10 protein-coding genes are annotated in these 17,564 nt (G+C 72.6%); 6 read left to right on the top strand and 4 right to left on the bottom strand.

The window, feature by feature from the left end; all coding sequences use genetic code 11:
- Positions 1-2: 2 nt before the first annotated feature.
- Both I596_RS16355 and I596_RS16350 read left to right on the top strand, forming a co-directional pair.
- Entirely contained in the window at positions 3-716 is a 714-nt protein-coding gene (locus tag I596_RS16355; protein ID WP_067650391.1) for a response regulator transcription factor, read from the top strand.
- Between the two features lie 3 nt (positions 717-719).
- A complete protein-coding gene (locus tag I596_RS16350) occupies positions 720-2,108 on the top strand; it encodes an ATP-binding protein (protein WP_067650389.1) in 1,389 nt (462 codons plus the stop codon).
- Positions 2,109-2,150: 42 nt separating this feature from the next.
- Here I596_RS16350 and I596_RS16345 read toward each other — a convergent pair whose 3' ends face one another.
- Entirely contained in the window at positions 2,151-3,608 is a 1,458-nt protein-coding gene (locus I596_RS16345; RefSeq protein ID WP_067650387.1) for a virulence factor family protein, read from the bottom strand.
- Between the two features lie 3 nt (positions 3,609-3,611).
- Entirely contained in the window at positions 3,612-6,167 is a 2,556-nt protein-coding gene (gene mprF, locus I596_RS16340; protein ID WP_067650385.1) for a bifunctional lysylphosphatidylglycerol flippase/synthetase MprF, read from the bottom strand.
- A 212-nt stretch (positions 6,168-6,379) separates the two neighbouring features.
- Between mprF and I596_RS16335 the strand changes: the two genes are divergently transcribed.
- Genes I596_RS16335 through I596_RS16325 form a run of 3 tightly spaced genes read left to right on the top strand, consistent with a single transcriptional unit; the run spans position 6,380 to position 9,251 of the window.
- Positions 6,380-7,426 carry a glycosyltransferase family 2 protein gene (locus I596_RS16335; RefSeq protein ID WP_067650383.1) on the top strand — a complete coding sequence of 349 codons (1,047 nt, stop codon included), beginning with the start codon at positions 6,380-6,382 and terminating at the stop codon, positions 7,424-7,426.
- Positions 7,427-7,479: 53 nt separating this feature from the next.
- Positions 7,480-8,652 (top strand): mannosyltransferase family protein, encoded by a 1,173-nt coding sequence (locus tag I596_RS16330; protein ID WP_067650381.1) that lies wholly within the window; start codon positions 7,480-7,482, stop codon positions 8,650-8,652.
- Positions 8,622-9,251, top strand: a complete 630-nt coding sequence (locus I596_RS16325; protein ID WP_150132217.1) for a hypothetical protein — start codon at positions 8,622-8,624, stop codon at positions 9,249-9,251. The genes I596_RS16330 and I596_RS16325 overlap by 31 nt, the downstream gene beginning before the upstream one ends.
- Before the next feature lie 89 nt (positions 9,252-9,340).
- Here I596_RS16325 and I596_RS16320 read toward each other — a convergent pair whose 3' ends face one another.
- Complete coding sequence (locus tag I596_RS16320) at positions 9,341-11,779, bottom strand: winged helix-turn-helix domain-containing protein (protein WP_067650377.1); 2,439 nt, start codon at positions 11,777-11,779, stop codon at positions 9,341-9,343.
- A 206-nt stretch (positions 11,780-11,985) separates the two neighbouring features.
- Here I596_RS16320 and I596_RS16315 point away from each other — a divergent pair, with 206 nt between their 5' ends.
- Positions 11,986-15,447 carry a S8 family serine peptidase gene (locus tag I596_RS16315; RefSeq protein WP_067650375.1) on the top strand — a complete coding sequence of 1,154 codons (3,462 nt, stop codon included), beginning with the start codon at positions 11,986-11,988 and terminating at the stop codon, positions 15,445-15,447.
- A gap of 72 nt (positions 15,448-15,519) precedes the next feature.
- On the opposite strand, the gene I596_RS18230 is transcribed toward I596_RS16315, so the two are convergent.
- The gene (locus I596_RS18230) at positions 15,520-17,502 is read right to left on the bottom strand and encodes a ferritin-like domain-containing protein (RefSeq protein WP_083965663.1); all 1,983 of its coding nucleotides are present in this window, start codon (positions 17,500-17,502) and stop codon (positions 15,520-15,522) included.
- Positions 17,503-17,564: the final 62 nt, after the last annotated feature.

Here is a 17,564-nt window from a genome sequence, read left to right as displayed (position 1 = left end):
CCATGCGCGTACTGCTGGTCGAAGACGAAGCGCCGCTGCGGGAAACCCTGGCGGCCCGGCTCAAGCGGGATGGGTTTGCGGTCGATGCCGCAGGCGATGGCGAAGAGGGTCTCTATCTGGGGCGCGAGGTACCGTTCGACGTGGCGATCATCGACCTGGGCCTGCCCAAGCTCTCGGGCATGGACCTGGTCAAGCAGCTGCGTGACGCCGGCCAGCGCTACCCGATCCTGATCCTGACCGCGCGCTCGTCCTGGCAGGACAAGGTGCAGGGCCTCAAGAACGGCGCCGACGACTACCTCGTCAAGCCGTTCCACGTCGAGGAACTGCTCGCCCGCATGAATGCACTGGTGCGCCGCGCCAGCGGCTGGTCGCGTCCGCAGCTGGAGTGTGGCCCGATCGTGCTCGACACCACCGCGCAGACGGTCCACGTCAACGGCCAGTCGGTCGACCTGACCAGCTACGAGTACAAGGTGCTCGAGTACCTGATGCTGCACGCCGGCGAGCTGGTGTCCAAGGCCGACCTGACCGAGCACATCTACCAGCAGGATTTCGACCGCGACTCGAACGTGCTGGAGGTGTTCATCGGCCGGCTGCGCCGTAAGCTCGATCCGGAGAACGCGATCAAGCCGATCGAGACCGTGCGCGGCCGCGGCTACCGCTTCGCGCTGGAGCGGACCGACACCCCGGAAGAGGCGGAAACCGCCACGGGCAACTGATCGATGGCGCGACCGCTGTCGCTGCAGGCGCGCTCGCTGGCAGCGGCCGGTATCGCATTGACCGCCTTCCTCGGTCTGGCGTTCTTCGCGCTGGACCAGGCGTTCTACGACGCCGCGGAAGGCTCGTTGCGCGAACGCCTGCAAAGCTACGTGTTCGCCTACCTGGCCGGATCGGATACGACACGCGGCGGCGAACTGCTGCCACCGGAGTACGGGCCCGACCCGCGCTTCGACCGGCCGGCCGGGTCAGGCCTGTACGCCGGCATCGTCGGCGCCAAGATCCGCGGTGCCAAGGACCAGGTCTGGCGCTCGCCGTCGGCGCAGGACCGGAACCTGCCGTTCGGCGAGGAACTGCCGCAGGGCGCGGTGCGTTTCCGCGGGCCGATCACCACCGACCAGGGTGACCTGTTCATGCTCTCGCAGGGCGTCACCTGGAACACGCCGAGCGGCGGCGAGCTGCAGCTGACCTTCCACGTCGCCGAGGACGTCAACGGCCTGCGCCGCCAGGTCGAGATCTACCGGCGCACGCTGCTGGCCTGGCTCGGCGGCCTCGGCGTGCTGCTGCTGCTGTTGCTGATGGCGGTGCTGCACTGGAGCCTGGCGCCGCTGCGGACGCTGACGCGCGACCTGCGCCGGGTGGAGCAGGGCAGCCAGGAGCGCCTCACCGGCAACTACCCGGTGGAGGTGGCCGGCGTCACCACCGGCCTCAATGCCTTCATCGACGGCGAACGCCATCGGCTCGGCCGCTACCGCAACACGCTGGCGGACCTCGCCCACAGCCTCAAGACGCCGCTGGCGGTGATCCGCAACCAGCTCGAGTCCGGCAGCGATCCGCAGCAGTTGCGCTGGACCGTGCTCGAGCAGGTCGGGCGCATGGACGAGATCGTCGCCTACCAGCTGTCGCGCGCGGCCACCTCGGGGCACTCGACCTTCGCCGCGCCGCTGCCGGTGGAGCCGTATGCCGAGGAAGTGGTGCGCAGCCTGGAGAAGATCTACGTCGCCAAGAACATCCTGTGCGAGTTCGACATCGACAGCCAGGCGCGCTTCCACGGCGAGCTCGGCGACCTGATGGAAGTGCTCGGCAACCTGCTCGAGAACGCATTCAAGTGGGCCGGCCACCGCGTCGTGCTGACGGTGCGCGAGATCGCCACGCGCGACAAGGCGCGCCCGGGCCTGCAGATCCTGGTCGAGGACGACGGCCCCGGCATCGCCGAGGACAAGATCGAATACGTCCTGCAGCGCGGCGTGCGCGGCGACGAGCGCGTGCAGGGGCACGGCATCGGTCTCTCGATCGTCCAGGACATCGTCAAGGCCTACCGCGGCGAGCTGGTCGTCTCGCGATCCGAGGCGATGGGCGGTGCGCGCTTCGACGCGCGCTTCCGCATCCACTGACCACGGGCCTGTCGCGCGCCGGCGCTGCGACGCCGCCTGCCGTCAGTCCGGCGCCGCGCCGGCGAGGATCGTCTCGGTCACCCGCTGGTAGTCGCCGCCGAAATGATGGTTGCCCGGCAGCGTCACCACGCGGAAGCGCCGCCGGTCCAGGGGCGTGCAGGCATTGTCGTCGTCGCCTTCGCCGGCGATGCACAACAGCGGAACGCCGAGCCGCCCGATCTCCGGCGCCACCGGCAGGCCGTCGTCGGTATCGGCCATCCAGTTGCTGACGTGGAACTCGAACGTGGCGGTCGGGCCTGGCGCCAGCGCCGCGGCATAGGCGATGCGCGCACGCGTGGCGTCGGGCAACCGGTTGATCGCGAACGGCAGGACTTCGGCGCCCATCGAGTACCCGATCACGATGACCGACGGCTTGTGCCAGCGGCTCACGTAGGTGTCGATGATGCGGCCGAGGTCGACCGCGGTCTGCTCCGGCGACTTGGCCGACCAGAAGTATTTCAGCGTCGAGACGCCGACCACCGGGATGCCCTGCGCGGCGAGCGTGTCGGCGACCTCGCGGTCGAGGCCGGCCCAGCCGCCGTCACCGGTCAGCAGGACGGCCATCCGGTCGCCGCCCTCGCGCGTGGCCGGCACCTCGACCAGCGGCAGGTCGGCGAGATTCGCCGGCGCCTCGGAGCGGTCCGCGCGCGTGGCGTCGGCGGCCAACGTGTCGAATGCGGCCAGGTAGGCCTCGCGCCAGTCCGGCGTCAGGCGATAGGCGCCGTCGACGCCGGGTACGACGCTGTGATGCGCACCGGCCACGGCGGCGGCGAAGGCCGGCACGCCGGCACTCGCGGATGCGGTGTCGGCCGCGCCCTGCAGCACGATCCAGGGCGCGGGCGGCGCCGCCGGCTCCAGGGCGTAGCGGTCCGCGGTGCCGGCCACCGGATGGCTGCGCAGCAGGTAGGCGCCGCACAGCTCCTTGTCGAGCGCGACCACCGGCGAGAAGCCGAGGCTGAGTGCCCCGGCGAACGTGCCCGGCGGCTGCTGGACCAGGATCGCGTAGACCATCGTGGCGCCGGCACCGATGCCGGCGAGCAGCGGTGGCCGGACCTGCGCCAGGTGGTAGTGCGCCTGCACGGCGCGGCCCAGGTCCTCGAAGTCCGACGACAGGTACAGGCACGGTGCGCCGTCCCGCTCGACCGCGGCGCGAAAGCGCGGGTAGTCGATGCCGGCGACCAGGGCGCCGCGCTCGGCCAGCGGGCGCGCGCGTTCGGTCATCGCCGCATCCCAGCCGGCCTCGCCCGACAGGTACAGCACGACACTGGTCGGCGCGTCGGCGGGCCGCAGCACCGTCAGCGCGCCGAAGCGGCCGAACGCGAATCCCGTCGCGTCCAGTTCCACCGGCAGCGGGGCCGGCGGCTGCGGCACGCCGGCGCGGCGCGGCAGCAGCAGCGCGACCAGGCCGATCAGCGCGACGACGAGCAGGACCAGGACATGGGACAGGCGAGGGCGCGGCATCGGTCAGTGCTCCAGGCGGGCGGCGGCGGTGGCGTGCAGGATGCGCAGGCTGGCCGGTCCGCGGTTGATCAGGCGCGTGAGGTCCAGGAAGACGCCGGGCAGGTGCACGCCGCCGGGCGCGGCCAGATAGCGCGGCTTCCACTCGGGGCCGAACTTCTGCTTGTAGCGGCGCAGGCCCTCGAAGCCGTAGAAGCGCTCGCCGTGGCCGGCGAGGAAACCGAGCAGGCGCTGCGAGCGTGCCGCCAATCGATGGCGGGCCATGCCCGACAGCGGCGCCATGCCGAGGTTGAAGCTGCGATAGCCTTGCGCGCGGCCCCACAGCATCAGCTCGATGAACAGGAAGTCCATGACGCCGCGCGGCGCATCGGCCGCATGCCGCATCAGGTCGATCGACAGCTCGCCGCCGGCGGCAGCCGGCCAGAGATTGGCGAAGGCCACCGGCGTGCCGTCGGCCGCCAGGACCAGGGCCAGCGGAAAGCGGCGCAGGTAGGTCTCGTCGAAGAAGCCGAGCGAGAAACCCTTCTCCGACCCGGCCTTGAGCGCGAGCCACTGGTCGGAGATGCGGTGCAGCGCCGGCAGCCACGGATCGATCGCGCCGGCCGCGACGTACTCGATGCGCAGGCCCTCGCGCAGCCCGCGATTGCGCGCCTGGCGCAGTTCCGCGCGCGTGCTCCCGTCCAGGCTGAAGCCGGCCAGGTCGACGAGGGCTTCCTCGCCGAGCTTGACCAGCGCGAGGCCGAGGTCGAGGTACGCCTCCAGGTCCTCGCGGCCGATCTGGTAGAACACGCAGCGCAGGTCGCGCTGGTCGGCCAGCTCGCGGAAGGCCCAGCGCAGATCCGCGCGATCGGCCGGCGTACCCAGCGGGTCGCCCATCGCGATCAGCGATCGGCCGGACTGGCGGAACATCAGCAGCCCGCTGCCGCTGGGCGCCGTCATCACGGCCTTGTCGCCGAGGTAGACCAGGTTGGCGTGACTGTGCGTGGCGTTGTCGATCAGCGGCTTGAGCGCATCGAGTTGCTGGTGGTCGGGCAGCGGGTCGCGGCGCGGCGCCGGACGCAGCAGCTGCCAGAGCGCGATCAGCGACAGCACCACCACCACCGCCAGCAGCGCACGCAGGGCCCGCGGCGCGTCGCCGCTGAGTTCGAACTGCCACCACAGGCGGTTGCGGTAGGGGACGTTGCGGTAGGCGAACAGCATCAGCCAGCCGGTGCCGAGCACGACCAGCGCCACGTTGCGCCACCAGACCAGGCTGAAGCGCGCCTCGAGCACGGCCGCCGGCCGCGAGAAGCGGCGGCGGTTGGCGATCAGCAGGACGGCCAGCGCGGCGATGGCCGCGATCAGCAGCGGCGGGTCGCCGCGCACCAGGGTGATCGGCACGCCGGCCGCCAGGACGCCCAGCGTCAGCAGCCAGGCGCCGTGGCTGCAGCGGCGGATGCCGAGCGCCAGCACCAGCAGGAACACGCCGAGCAGGCTGCCGAGCAGGTGCGACAGTTCCAGCAGCGGCAGCGGCGCGGCCACGACGGTTTCGTCGGGTACCGGCAGGGCGCCGGCGATCAGCAGCCAGGCACCGGCGGCGAAGACCGCGGCGGCCGTGACCGTCGGCACGACCGCACCGGCGAGACGCGAGATCCGCCGCGCCGTTCCGCCCAGGCTCCAGGCGGTCACGCCCGCCAGCGCCAACAGCAGCGGCAGCCCGTAGTAGACCAGCCGGTACGCGACGATCGAGGCGAGCAGGGCGCTGCGGTCGATCGCCGGCAGGGTCTGGATCATCGTCCATTCGAAGACGCCGAGGCCGGCCGGCACCGTCGAGACGACGCCGGCCAGGATCGCGATGACGTAGCTGCCGACGAAGCCGAGGAAATCCGGTGCGCCGGCCTCCGGCAGCAGCACGTACAGGGCGGCGGCGGCGCAGCACAGCTCCGCGGCGCTGACCACCAGCGCCACCACGGCGACCGAGCGTGACGGCAGCCGCAGCGACAGGCGGCCGATCGCCAGCAGGCGCGGCTCGCGGCGGAGCAGCGCCAGGCCGAGCAGCAGCAGTGCCAGGATCGCGACGCCCAGGCCGCGCCAGAACGCCGGGGCGCCCGGCAGCACCGCGGCCAGGTGGGCCGGTGCGGCCGCCAGCGTCAGGCCGGCCAGGGTCCAGGCCCCCAGCACGAAGGCCAGGCTCACCTGCACCGCGATCCGCCCGATGTCGGCCAGGCCGACGCCGGCATCGCCGTAGCCCTTCAGGCGTACCGTGCCGCCGGTGAGCGGCGCCAGGCCCAGGCTGTGCCCGAGGGCGTTGGCGACGAACGAGGTCGCCGCCAGCCGCGGCCAGGGGACGTGCTTGTCGACCAGGCGCAGCCCCTGCCAGTCGAACAGGACCAGCAGGGCGTAGCTGGCCAGCGTGAAGCCGAAGCCGAGAACGAGCGCGCGCAGCGGTACCGCGCGCAGCTCGCCCACCAGCTGGTCCCAGTGGATGTCGTGGAATTCGCGTTCCAGCGCGTAGACCGCCAGGGCCACGACGAGGATGCCGAGCACGCTGCGCAGATGCGTAGGCGAGAAGGGCGATTTCACGCGGCGAGAGGCGCTCGGTGTGCCGGCGGGCGGCGAGGTTCGCAGCGGATGCTACTGCGGGGCGAGGGCTTTGGCACGGCCGCCGTGACGCCGGCCCGGCGGCCGGTTCAGCTTGGCCCGGTTTCGAGCAGGGACTGCGACCAAACGGGAGTGCAAAGCGTCCTGGGTTTGCGCAGAATGCAGCCGTCCTCGATCGCGACCCCCGATCCGAAATGTTCCCCAATCCACCCCTGTTCCCGGCGTCGCCCGGCCGGCGCCCGCCGCGCCTGAGCGTCGTCGTGCCGTGCTACAACGAAGAAGCGGTGCTGGAGCAGACGCACTGCCGGCTCACCGCCGCCTGCCGGGTCTCGGCCGGCGACGACTACGAGATCGTCTACGTCGACGACGGCTCGCGCGACACCACCTGGACCCTGCTCGATCGCCTCGCGTCGGAGGACGCGCACGTGGTCGCGCTGTCGCTGTCGCGCAACTTCGGGCATCAGCTGGCCCTGAGCGGCGGCCTGTCGGTGGCACGCGGCGAGCGGATACTGATGATCGATGCCGATCTCCAGGACCCGCCGGAACTGCTGGCCGACATGATGCAGCGCATGGACGCCGGCGCCGACGTCGTCTACGGCCTGCGCACCGAGCGCGAGGGCGAGACCGCGTTCAAGAAGTCCAGCGCGCAATGGTTCTACCGCACGCTCAACCGCCTGACCGACGTGCCGATCCCGCAGAACGTCGGCGACTTCCGCCTGATCAACCGCCGCGTGCTCGACGCCCTGCTGGCGATGCCCGAGCAGCACCGGTTCGTGCGCGGCCTGATCGCCTGGCTCGGCTTCCACCAGGAGGCGCTGCCGTACGTGCGCCATGCGCGCGCGGCCGGCGAGACCAAGTACCCGCTGCGGCGGATGCTGCGCCTGGCGGCCGATGCGATCACCGGTTTCTCGGTCCGCCCGCTGCGGGTCAGCATCCTCTTCGCCGGCATCTCCTTCGCGGTGGCGCTGGCGATCTCGCTGTATGCGCTGCTGGCCTGGCTGGGCGGCAACACCGCCCGCGGCTGGACCAGCCTCATCATCATCGTCGCGCTGTTCTCGGGCGTGCAGCTGCTGTGCCTGGGCATCATGGGCGAGTACCTCGGGCGGATGTTCATGGAACTGAAGCGGCGTCCGCTGTTCGTGTTCCGCGAACTCAAGACCCGGGGCGGGCCCGGTGCGTCCGCGCCGGAGCGCCCACCCGTCGCCGCTGCCGACGTGCCGGTGACGGAGCAGCAGCCGTGAGGCGCGATACCGTCGTTCCGCGCCGCGCCCGGTCCCGGGACTGACCCGCGCGCATGGATCGCCTTCGAACGTCCGATACGTCCGGCTTCCTCAGTTTCCTGCACGTGTCCGCGCGCGCCCTGGCCGCCAGCCCGCTGGCGGCGATCCTGGGCCTGTACGCGGTGTCGCGCATCGCCCTGCTCGCCATCGGCGCACTGACGGTACTCACCGTCGACTCGACCGTGTACCTGGATACCGGTCGCTCGCTGCTGTGCCGGTGGGACTGCGGCTGGTACCTGGAGATCGTGCGCAACGGCTATTCGCAGCTCGCTCCGGCCAACGCGCCGGGACAGACCTCGCTCGCGTTCTTTCCGGTCTACCCGCTGCTCATCGAGGGCTTGGCCACGGTCGCCGGCATCGACGTGCTGGCCGCGGCGCTGACGATCTCGAACCTGTGCTTCGTCGCGGCCCTGGTCTACATCTACCGCTATGCGTGCCTGCTCGGCTTCTCCCGGCAGACCGGGCTGCTGACGGTGGCCCTGCTGTGCTTCGTGCCGCAGGGCTTCGTGTTTTCGGCGGCCTATACCGAGAGCCTGTTCCTGCTGCTGCTGGCGGGGGCGATGTATCACCTGCGCCGGGGCCATTTCCTGCTGGCGGGCCTGATGGCGGCGGTGCTGTCGGGCGTACGCGCCAACGGTGTGTTCTTCGTCTTCTTCGTGCTGTTCTGGATCCTCCGCACGTTCGGCTGGCAAGCCTTCCTGCGGCCCTGGCAGCGCCCGCAGCTGTTCGTGCCGGTCGTCCTGGCGCCGCTCGGCTTGTTCTGCTTCTGGGCCTACTGCTTCGCGATGACCGGCGACGCGTTTGCGCAGGCGTCCACCGTCGCCCATGGCTGGGGCTGGCGCTCGGACCTGCCGTGGCGCAACGTGCTGGCGCACCTGCTGACCGGCAACCTGGCCACCTACTGGGTGTTGTGCAGCCTCGGCGCGTTCGCCGCTTCGTTCCTGCTGCTGCGGCTGCGGCTGTACGAGGAATTCGGCTTGTGCCTGCTGATCCTGCTGCTGCTGTGGACCGGGCAGATCCCCAATTCGCTGCTGCGTTACACGATCGTGTTGTTCCCGATCGCGATCGGCCTGGCCCGGCACCTGGAAGGCCGCACGCTGGCGGCCGCCGTCGTGTTCTCGTGCTTCGCGTTGCTCAACGGATTCCTGATGACCGCATGGACACTCGGCAAGTCGATCACGATCTAGGTCTATGGCAGTCGCCGTGGCGGCGCTGGCTGCTGCTGGCGTCGATGCTGGTGCTCGGGAGCGGCTACATCGCCGCGTTCGTGTTCTTCCGGACGCACAGCGAGGACTTCGTCGCGCGCCAGATCGACGCACGGGCGCTCGACTACGCCTGCGCGAACCGGCTGTCGCCGCCGGCCGAGCTGCGTTTCGCATCGGGCAGCGCGGACCTGGCGTTGCTGGGCACGGGATGGAACCAGGCCGACACCGACGGCCTGTGGAGCCGCGATGCCGATGCATCCTTGATGCTGTGCGCACCGGCCGGACGCGATCTGCTGCTGGACCTTCGCCTGCACAGTTTCGTCGCGCGGCGGCACCCGGCGGTGGACGTCACGCTGCTCGCCAACGGAACGATGCTGGGCCAGTGGCGCACGCGTGTGGGGCAGAACCGGATCGACGAGCAGGTACGCATCCCCGCGACGCTCATCGGCGATGGCCGGATCAAGCTGACGTTCCGGGTCGACACGCCGGCCTCGCCGCGGGTCATGCGGACCGGACCGGACATGCGCCGGCTCGGCATCTTCGTTTCGCAGCTGAAGATCCTGCCGGCGCCCGAGCGCTGACACGCCCGCCGGAAACGGCGTTCCGCCGCGGCGTCCGACAACTCCTGCCGACCTTCACCGGCCCCCCTGCGGCGCCGGTCGCGCGGTCGCTACGGTGTCGGCGTCGTGGGTGGCCGGACCGTGTCGGCCATCGGCGAGAGCGGGTGGTCCTCCGGGCGGACCTGCTTCAACGGATCGAACGCGCCTGGCAGGTCGAGCAACGGGTACGGCGGCGGCGACAGGCGTCGCTCGCCGGCCAGCGCCACCGCGCGCGCATAGGCGCGCTGCAGCGCGACCGGACGCTCCAGGGCGGCGTACAGGCGCGCCTGCGCCCAGGTGATGCGCACGTCGGCATCGGCATAGGGCGCCAGCTCGGCCATCCGCGCCGACGCCTCGTCGATGCGGCCGGCGTCGATCAGCGCGTGGAGATACGGTTCGGCGATGGCGACCGCGTCGGCCGGTTCCGGATTGCCGCCGAGCGCCTGCAGGGCCTGGGCGTAGTGCCCGAGTCCGGTATCGACCGCTCCCCGTGCGACCGCGACCTCGGCGTCGGCGAGCAGGCCGTAGGCGCGGTGCCAGCCGTCCGTGTACTGGTTCAGCCAGGTCTGCAGGCCGGCGTTCTCGGCTTCGGCCTCGGCCAGGCGCTGGCTGCGGACCAATGCACCCAGGAGCACCAGCCGGTTGGCGAGGTAGACGTCGCCGGCGCTGTTCTCCAGCGCCGCGGTCGAGGCGAGGCGTGCCTGCGCGACCGCCTGCTCGGGCCGGTCGCGCAGCAGTACCAGCGCCGCGGCCACCGCTTCGGTTTCGGCACGCACGCCGGCGTCCGCCTCGGTGGAGGCGCCGTCGCGAATCGCCTGCAGCAGGGTCTCGGCCTCGGCCAGTGCGCCCTGCGCCGCCAGCACGCGGGCGCGGGCGAGCACCAGGTGCCAGCGCAGCCGCTCGTTGGCCGTCGCGGTCTCGGCCGGCCAGAACCGGTCGCTGGTCGCCCGGGCGGCCGCGGTGTCGAGCAGGCGCAGCTCCACCTCGCTCTTGAACAGGCGCGCATAGACCAGCTCCTCGCGGGCCGAATACGGTTCCAGGCCGCGCTCGGCGGCGCGCAGTGCATTGAGGGCCGCCGTGGCGTCGCGCCGGCGCATCTGGATCTGGCCCAGCGAGAGGTCGACGGTGGCGCTGCCGATGCTGTCGCCGGCCGCTTCCATCTCGATCCGGGCCCGGCCCAGGTCGGCCGTCGCTGCGTCGAGCTCGCCGACCATCGAGGCGACCATCGCGCGGCCCATGTAGGCATAGCCGAGCACGCTGGGTTCGCCGCCGCCGGCCAGCAGGTCGATCGCTTCGCTGTAGGCGGCCATCGCCGGGTCGGGCTGGTCGGCGCGCACGTGCAGCGCCGCGAGCGCGTTGAGCGCACGGGCGCGGGTCGCCACCGCCAGCGTGCCGGCGCCGCGGTCGAGCAGCTGGCGCAGGCGCTGTTCGGCGGCGCGGTAGCTGCCGGAGCGGATCTCCAGGTAGGCCATCAGCACGTCCACCTCGGGCGCAGCCGCCAGGTCCGGCGGCGCCTGTTCGATCAGCCGGGCCGCGGCCGCGAAACGCTCGCCGAGTACGGCCGCATGCGCGCGCTGCAGCAGCTCCTGCAGCGCGCGCGGCGGCGGGTCGCCGGCCTCGGGCGGCGTGTGGCCGAACAGGACCAGCAGGGCATCGCTGGCCTGGCGCCCGGCCAGCAGCACGTCACCCGACTGGGCCTCGACGACGGCCGGCGTGCCGGCGCGGACGGTCTCCAGCCGCACGTTCCACCGGTCCCCGGCCCGGCTCGCCTCGACCCGGATCGGCTGCGGCGCGGCGGCATCCGCGGTGGCGGCAGGGCGGCCGTCGCGCAGCAGGCCGACGACGCTCTCGCTGCTCAAGGTCGCCAGGCCGCCGTCGCGCAGCCGGCCGGCGACCAGGTCCATCAGGCCCAGCCGCAGCCAGTCCCATTCGCTCCCGGCCCGTACCTCGACCGGCAGCACCATCGCCGGCGCGGCGGCCGCCGGCAGGGCCTTCGTGGCCACCGCCGGCGGGGACGGGACCGGGGCGCGCAGGCCGGCGAGGCCGAGGCCGAGCAGCAGGCCACCGGCGAGCAGGCCGCCGGCCCAGTGGGCGGTCCGCCGTACCCGGCTGCGCGGCCGGCCGGCCACGGCCACGGCGTCGGCGGCTACGGCCACGTCCGCCAGGGCCGGGTCGGGAGGGGTAGCTTCGACGTCGGGGGTCGTGGGGGCGACCCAGCGATAGCCGAAGCGCGCGACCGTGCGGATGCAGTGCGATTCGGCAGCCGTGTCGCCGAGCGTGCGGCGGATCTTGAGGATCGTCTGCTCCAGCAGCTTGCCGCCGATCTCGGTGCGGCCCCAGACCGCGGCGACCAGCTCGTCGCGTCCGACCGCGCGGTCGCGCTGTTCGACCAGGTAGCACAGGCAATCGAACGCGCTGGCGGGCAGGTGCACCAGCGCGCCGTCCGCGCGCAGCTCGCGCGCTTGCGGGTCCAGGCGGAAGTGCAGGAAGCGACAGATCGGGGCGGCCATGCCCGTAGGGTAGCGCCCGGCGCATGCCGGTGCGGCGCCGCTTCACCTGAACCGCCGCGGTGACGGCCTCGCGACTACCGGCCGCGAACCGGCTGCGAACCATCGATGAACCTGCGTCGGCACCGTGTCCGGTAGAACGGGACGTGTGGCTGTGCGGCCAGGCCGCCGTCCGGCACGCCCCGTCCCCCCTTGCCGCGGAAGCGCCGATGAACACACCGATGCTCAAGAAGATGGTCCTGCTCTCGTGCGCCCTGGCCGCGCCGGCGTTGCCGGTCGCGATCGCCGCACCGGTCCGCTCCGACGATGGCATGCGCGATGTCCCGGTGCAGGCGGTGCCGCTGCATCCGGCCCCGAATGTCCGCAACACCACCGACGACGCGGCGCCGTCCCGCTACATCGTGCGTCTGGAGGCGCCTTCGGTGGCGGCCTACAACCGCGCCGTCGCGGCGATGCCCACCCTGCGCGCCGAGGGCATCGGCGCGATCCCCACGCGCCGGACCGGTGCCGGCCGCGAACGGCTCGACACCCAGGCGCCGGAGGCGCGCCGCTACGCCGACTACCTGCAGCGCGAGCAGGCGGCGGCGGTCGCGCGCATCGGCCGGGCGCTCGGCGCGGCGCCGACCGTGGCCCACGCGTTCTCGTATGCGCTGAACGCGGTGGTGATCGAGCTGACCGCCGACCAGGCGGCGCAGGTGCGGCGGCTGGCCGGCGTGGCCTCGGTCCAGCGCGAGCGCCGCTGGCTGCCGGCCACCGACGTCGGGCCCGGTTTCATCGGCGCGCCGTCGTTGTGGTGGGGACAGCCGGCGGCGCAGGACACCCTGTTCGCCAACGGCTTCGATGCGGTCGAGGGCATGGCCGGCGACGGCATCGTGATCGGGACGATCGACAGCGGCTACAACAGCGCCAGCCCGTCGTTCCAGGCCGTGGACGGCGATGGCCGGCCGATCGTCAATCCGCTGGGTGCCGGCGTCTACCTCGGACAGTGCGGCGTGCCGGGGATCAGCGACCGCGGCTGCAACGCCAAGGTCATCGGCGTCTACGACCTGATCAACAGCGGCTCGGCCTCGGCGCCGTACTCGGTCGAGGACCGGCAGGCGCACGGCAGTCATACCGCCAGCACCGCCGCCGGCAACCGGCGCCGGTCGCCGCTCGGCGGCGTCGGCATGGCCGGCGTGGCGCCGCGCGCCAACCTCGTCGTGTTCTACGCCTGCGGCCCGGCGCCGGTCTTCTGCCCGGAGTCCGCCACGGTCGGCAGCGTCGACCGGGCGGTCGCCGACGGCGTCGTCGACGTTCTGAACTACTCGCTGACCGGCGGCCTGTCGCCGTGGGACGACAACACCTCGCTGGCGTTCCTGGCCGCGACCGAGGCCGGCATCTTCGTGGCCGCCGCCGGTGGCAACACCGGCCCGGGCGTGCTGCAGTCGGCCGGCCTGGTCAACCACGTCGAGCCCTGGGTGACCACCGTCGCGGCCGGCTCGCACACCGGTGGCGCCACGTTCCAGGCGCGCCTGGACCTGACCGGGCCGGGCCAGCCGCCGGCGCCGACGCGCGGCATCGCGCTGACCGGGGCCGTACCCGGCACCGACCGGCCGGCGACGGGGCCCTTTCCCGCCACGACGCCGGTGGTGCTGAGTCCGCAGTTCAACGCTGCCGACCTGACCGGCAGCGACGGCTGCAGCGGCTACCCGGCCGGTACCTTCGCCGGCGCGATCGCCCTGGTCAGCCGCGGCACCTGCCCGTTCGCCGACAAGGTCGCCGCCGCGGTGAACGCCGGCGCGATCGCGGCCGTCATCGCCAACAACCGGACCGAAGGCACCTTCGTGCCGGACCTGTCGGCCGGACCGGCGACCGTGCCGGTGTTCATGGTCCTGCAGGAGGACGGGCTGGCGCTGGCGGCCTTCCTCGGTGCGCAGGCCGGCCGTGCCGGCACCGGCGCGATCCCGTACCCGCATGTGCGCCTGCCGACACCGGCGGACGTCCTCGGCACCTACAGCCTGCTCGGCCCGGCACCGGCCGTCGACGTCGTCAAGCCGGACCTGCTGGCGCCCGGCTCCTTCATCCTGGCCGCCGTCAACAACCGCACGCTGCCCGACGGCAACGGCAATCCGGTGCCGGGGCGTGGTGCCGATGCAGTGGGCATCCAGAGCGGCACCTCGATGGCCTCGCCGCATGTGGCGGGCGCGGCGGCGCTGCTGATGCAGCGGCATCCGGACTGGTCGCCGGCCGAGATCAAGTCGGCGCTGATGATGACGGCGCACGAGGACGGCCTGACCAAGAGCGACGGCACCACGCCGAGCGATCCGTTCGATCGTGGTGCCGGCCGCATCGATGTCGCGCGCGCGGCCCGCGCCGGCCTGGTGCTCGACGCGACCGGCGCGCAGTTCGCCGCCGCAGATCCAGCGTCCGGCGGCGATCCGGCCCGGCTGAACCTGGCCAGCATCCAGGACCTGGCCTGCGGATCGACGCGGCGCTTCACCCGCACGCTGCGCAGCACGCTGCCGGCCGCGCAGGGCTGGAGCCTGGCGGTGACCGGCGATCCGGCCCTCGTCGCCGGCATCGCCGCCGGTACGACCGGTTTCACCGTGGCGTCCCAGGCGCAGCAGGCAATCGATCTCGACATCGCCTGCGACCAGCTGCCCGCCGACGGCGCGGTGCGGTATGCGCGGCTGGTACTGACCGCCGCCGATCCGGCGTTGCCGGCCCTGCACCTGCCGATCGCGATCCGCGTCCCGCCGCCGCGCATCGCGGCGGCGCCGGCACCGCTCGGCCTGGTGCTGGCCGGGCAGCCCCAGGCGACGGCGGTGCTCACCGTATCCAACCTCGGCGGGCCCACGCTCGTGGTCGACCGGACTGTCAGCGGCACCGCGCCGTACGGGTGGGCGCAGCAGCCGATCCAGGACGACGGGACGCTGTACGGCTACGGCGACGCCGAGTTCATCGACCTGCCGCCGACCGCCAGCCACCAGTACAGCGCGGATGACTTCCTCGTCACCGGCCATGCGCCGGTCGACCTGGCGACGATCCAGATCACCGGCCACAGCCTGCAGCAGACCCTGACCAGCATGGGCCCGAACGCAGCGCTGCACTGGCGGATCTTCGCCGATGCCGGCGGCATTCCGGCCGACCATCCGGGCGGCAGCATCCCGCCGGTCTGGCACTTCGACGCGACCGCCGGCTCGCCGGGCGTCAGCGTGACCGAGGTGCGCAACTCGACCGGCCTGATGGTCGACGTGGCCCACCTCGATCTGGCGGCGGCCGGGCTCCACACCGCGCTGCCGCCGGGACGCTACTGGCTGATGGTCTATCCGACGGTGCCGTGCACACCGCTGTCGCCGATCTCCTGCGACGGCTGGAACTGGTCCGGCAGTACCGAGGGCAACGGCGAAGGCCCGGTCCAGCGCGCACCGTCGATTTCCGGTACCTGGACGCGCATCACGACGGTGCCCGGCCTGACGATGACGATCGAAAGCCGGCCGGCCTGTGCCGCACCTGCCTGGCTCGGCGCTACCGGGCTGCCGCTCGGCCTGGCGGCGTTCGCCGATGCCGGCGTGACCGTGACGGCGGGCGCGGCGGCACTGGGGGGTGTCCCCGCCACCGCCTACCTGTGCCTGCAGAGCAACGACGCGGTGACGCCGCTGCTGCCCGTCCAGGTCAACGTGCAGCCGTAGCCGGCGCCGTGAAACCGAGGCCGCGTCCCGGGTCGACCGGGGCGCGGTCTATCGGGGGGTGGAGGACATCCCCTAGCCGCCGGCGGCCGGTTCGCTGACGAAGCCGATCCGCGCGTGGCTGCCGTCGCAGAACGGCTTGTCGCCGCTGGCACCGCACCGGCACAGGCGCACGTCGGTGACGCGCGCCACCATGCGCCCGGTGCCGCTGACGATCTCGATGTTGCCGCGGACGTGAAGCGGACCGTTGGGCTGCGGCTCGATCGCCAGCGGCCCGTCGCGGGTGGCCAGCATCGCGGTCTGGCTGCCGGTCGGCGGCTCGCCGCTGGCGGCGAACGCGACCGCGTGGTGGCTGCCGTCGCAGAACGGCTTGTTCCTCGACGCACCGCAGCGGCACAGCGTGGCACGGAATCCGGCGGGTTCGCCGTCGATGCGCAGGTCGCCGCGGAACGCATACGGGCCGGCCTCGCGCACCGTCATCAGGTTCACCGGCGGTGGCGGCTCGTCGGGACGGCCGTCGCGGCGCGCATAGCGGATCGCGCCGGACGGGCAGGCATGCGCGATCTCGACCAGCCGCTCGACGTCGAGGGTGTCGGGATGGATCCACGGCCCCTGGACGTTGGCGAGGAACACGGTCGGCGCGCCGGTGACGCAGAAGCGGGCGTGGATGCAGCGCCGGCCTTCGTAGATCAGCGTGAGGTCGCGGCCTTCGATGTGCTCGATCGTGCCGGGTACCGGAGCCGCGGCGACGGGTGCCGCGACCGCTGCGACCGCGGCCGCCGGTTCCGGCGCGGCCGGTGCCAGCGTGCCGAGGTCGAACCCGGCCAGGGCACGCGCCGCGAGCGCGTCCAGCACGGCACTCGCCGCCTGTGTCCGCGCGGACGCGGGGAGCGGCAGTTGTCGGGCGGCATCGGCGAGCTGCTCGAACCGTTCGCAGAACATCCGGCGGGCCGCCGGTCCGGGCGGCAGGGCCGCGGCATCGCGCAGCGTGATGAACGAGACGCCGGCATTGCCGGCCACGCGCGGGGATGCCGGCAGCCGTGCGGCCAGCTCCGCCAGTGGCACGAAGGCATGCATCAGGCCCAGGGCCAGGTCCGCCGCCAGGGTCTTGTCCGCATCCGGCGCCGGCACGGCATAGGCATAGGCCAGCAGCCGCAGCATCAGCCCGTACACGCTGTTGGCGAGGTCCACCACCGCGGCCGCCGCGGGATCCTCGATCCAGACCCGGCCTTCGCGCTGCGGGCTGCGCAGCACCGGATTGGTGGCGGCCGGAAACGCGGGTTCGAAGTCCGGTGCTGCCGCGCGTGCGGCCGCGAGTTCGCGGCGGATGTCGGCGAACCGCCGGTAGTGCGATTCGGCCGCATGGGCGGCCGCGCCTTCGCCCTGCGTGACGATGGTATCGAATGCAGCCAGGGCGGTCCGGGAGCACACCACCCGCGCGATGCCGGGCAGTGCCGCTTCCGCAGCCGAGAGCTGCAGGGCCGGATCGCCGCAGAAGGTGGCCGCCTCGCCCCACTGGCCCACCATGTCGCGCAGGCCCTGGCCGATCGCGGCATAGAAGGTGCCGACCGTGTCGTAGTCCATCGGCATCGGCGTGATGCGGCGTACCGGCCGGTCGCGCACGAAGCCGTGCCCGGCCGCGAAGCCCTCGCCGTCGGCTTCGGCCGATCCGGCCGGGCGCTCCAGGAAAATGAAATGCTGCAGCGTGGCGGCGTTGAACGGCGCCAGCCTGACCACGACGCTGGCCGGCAGGGCGCCGGGGTCCAGCGGCAGGTTCAGGCGGCCGATGCGCGGCGCGCCGCCCAGGGCGGAGGTGATGTTCCACACCGCCACCAGATGGCCCATCTCCTCGATCGCCACCTGCACGATGGCGCGCCGCCAGCGGCGGGTGGCCGCGAGCTGGTCGGCGTCGAGGCCGTCGTCCTCGTCGGTCTTCAACGAGAAGGCCGCGTAGAGGTAGGTGCACATCAGGCAGTGCTCCAGCTCCGCCGCCTCGTACAGCAGGTGCAGGAGCTGCTCGCGACTGGTGATCGTTTGCGCGGAGGTGAGACGGACCATGCCTGGCTCCTGCGCCGGAGGCGCACGTGCATTGCTGGGAAGGTCGGTTGCCGTCGACGCGG

Origin of the sequence: Dokdonella koreensis DS-123 (genome assembly GCF_001632775.1) — a bacterium.
Lineage (GTDB): Bacteria > Pseudomonadota > Gammaproteobacteria > Xanthomonadales > Rhodanobacteraceae > Dokdonella > Dokdonella koreensis.
Note: the sequence above shows the minus strand (reverse complement) of the source record. Positions and strands in the feature narration are given on the sequence as shown.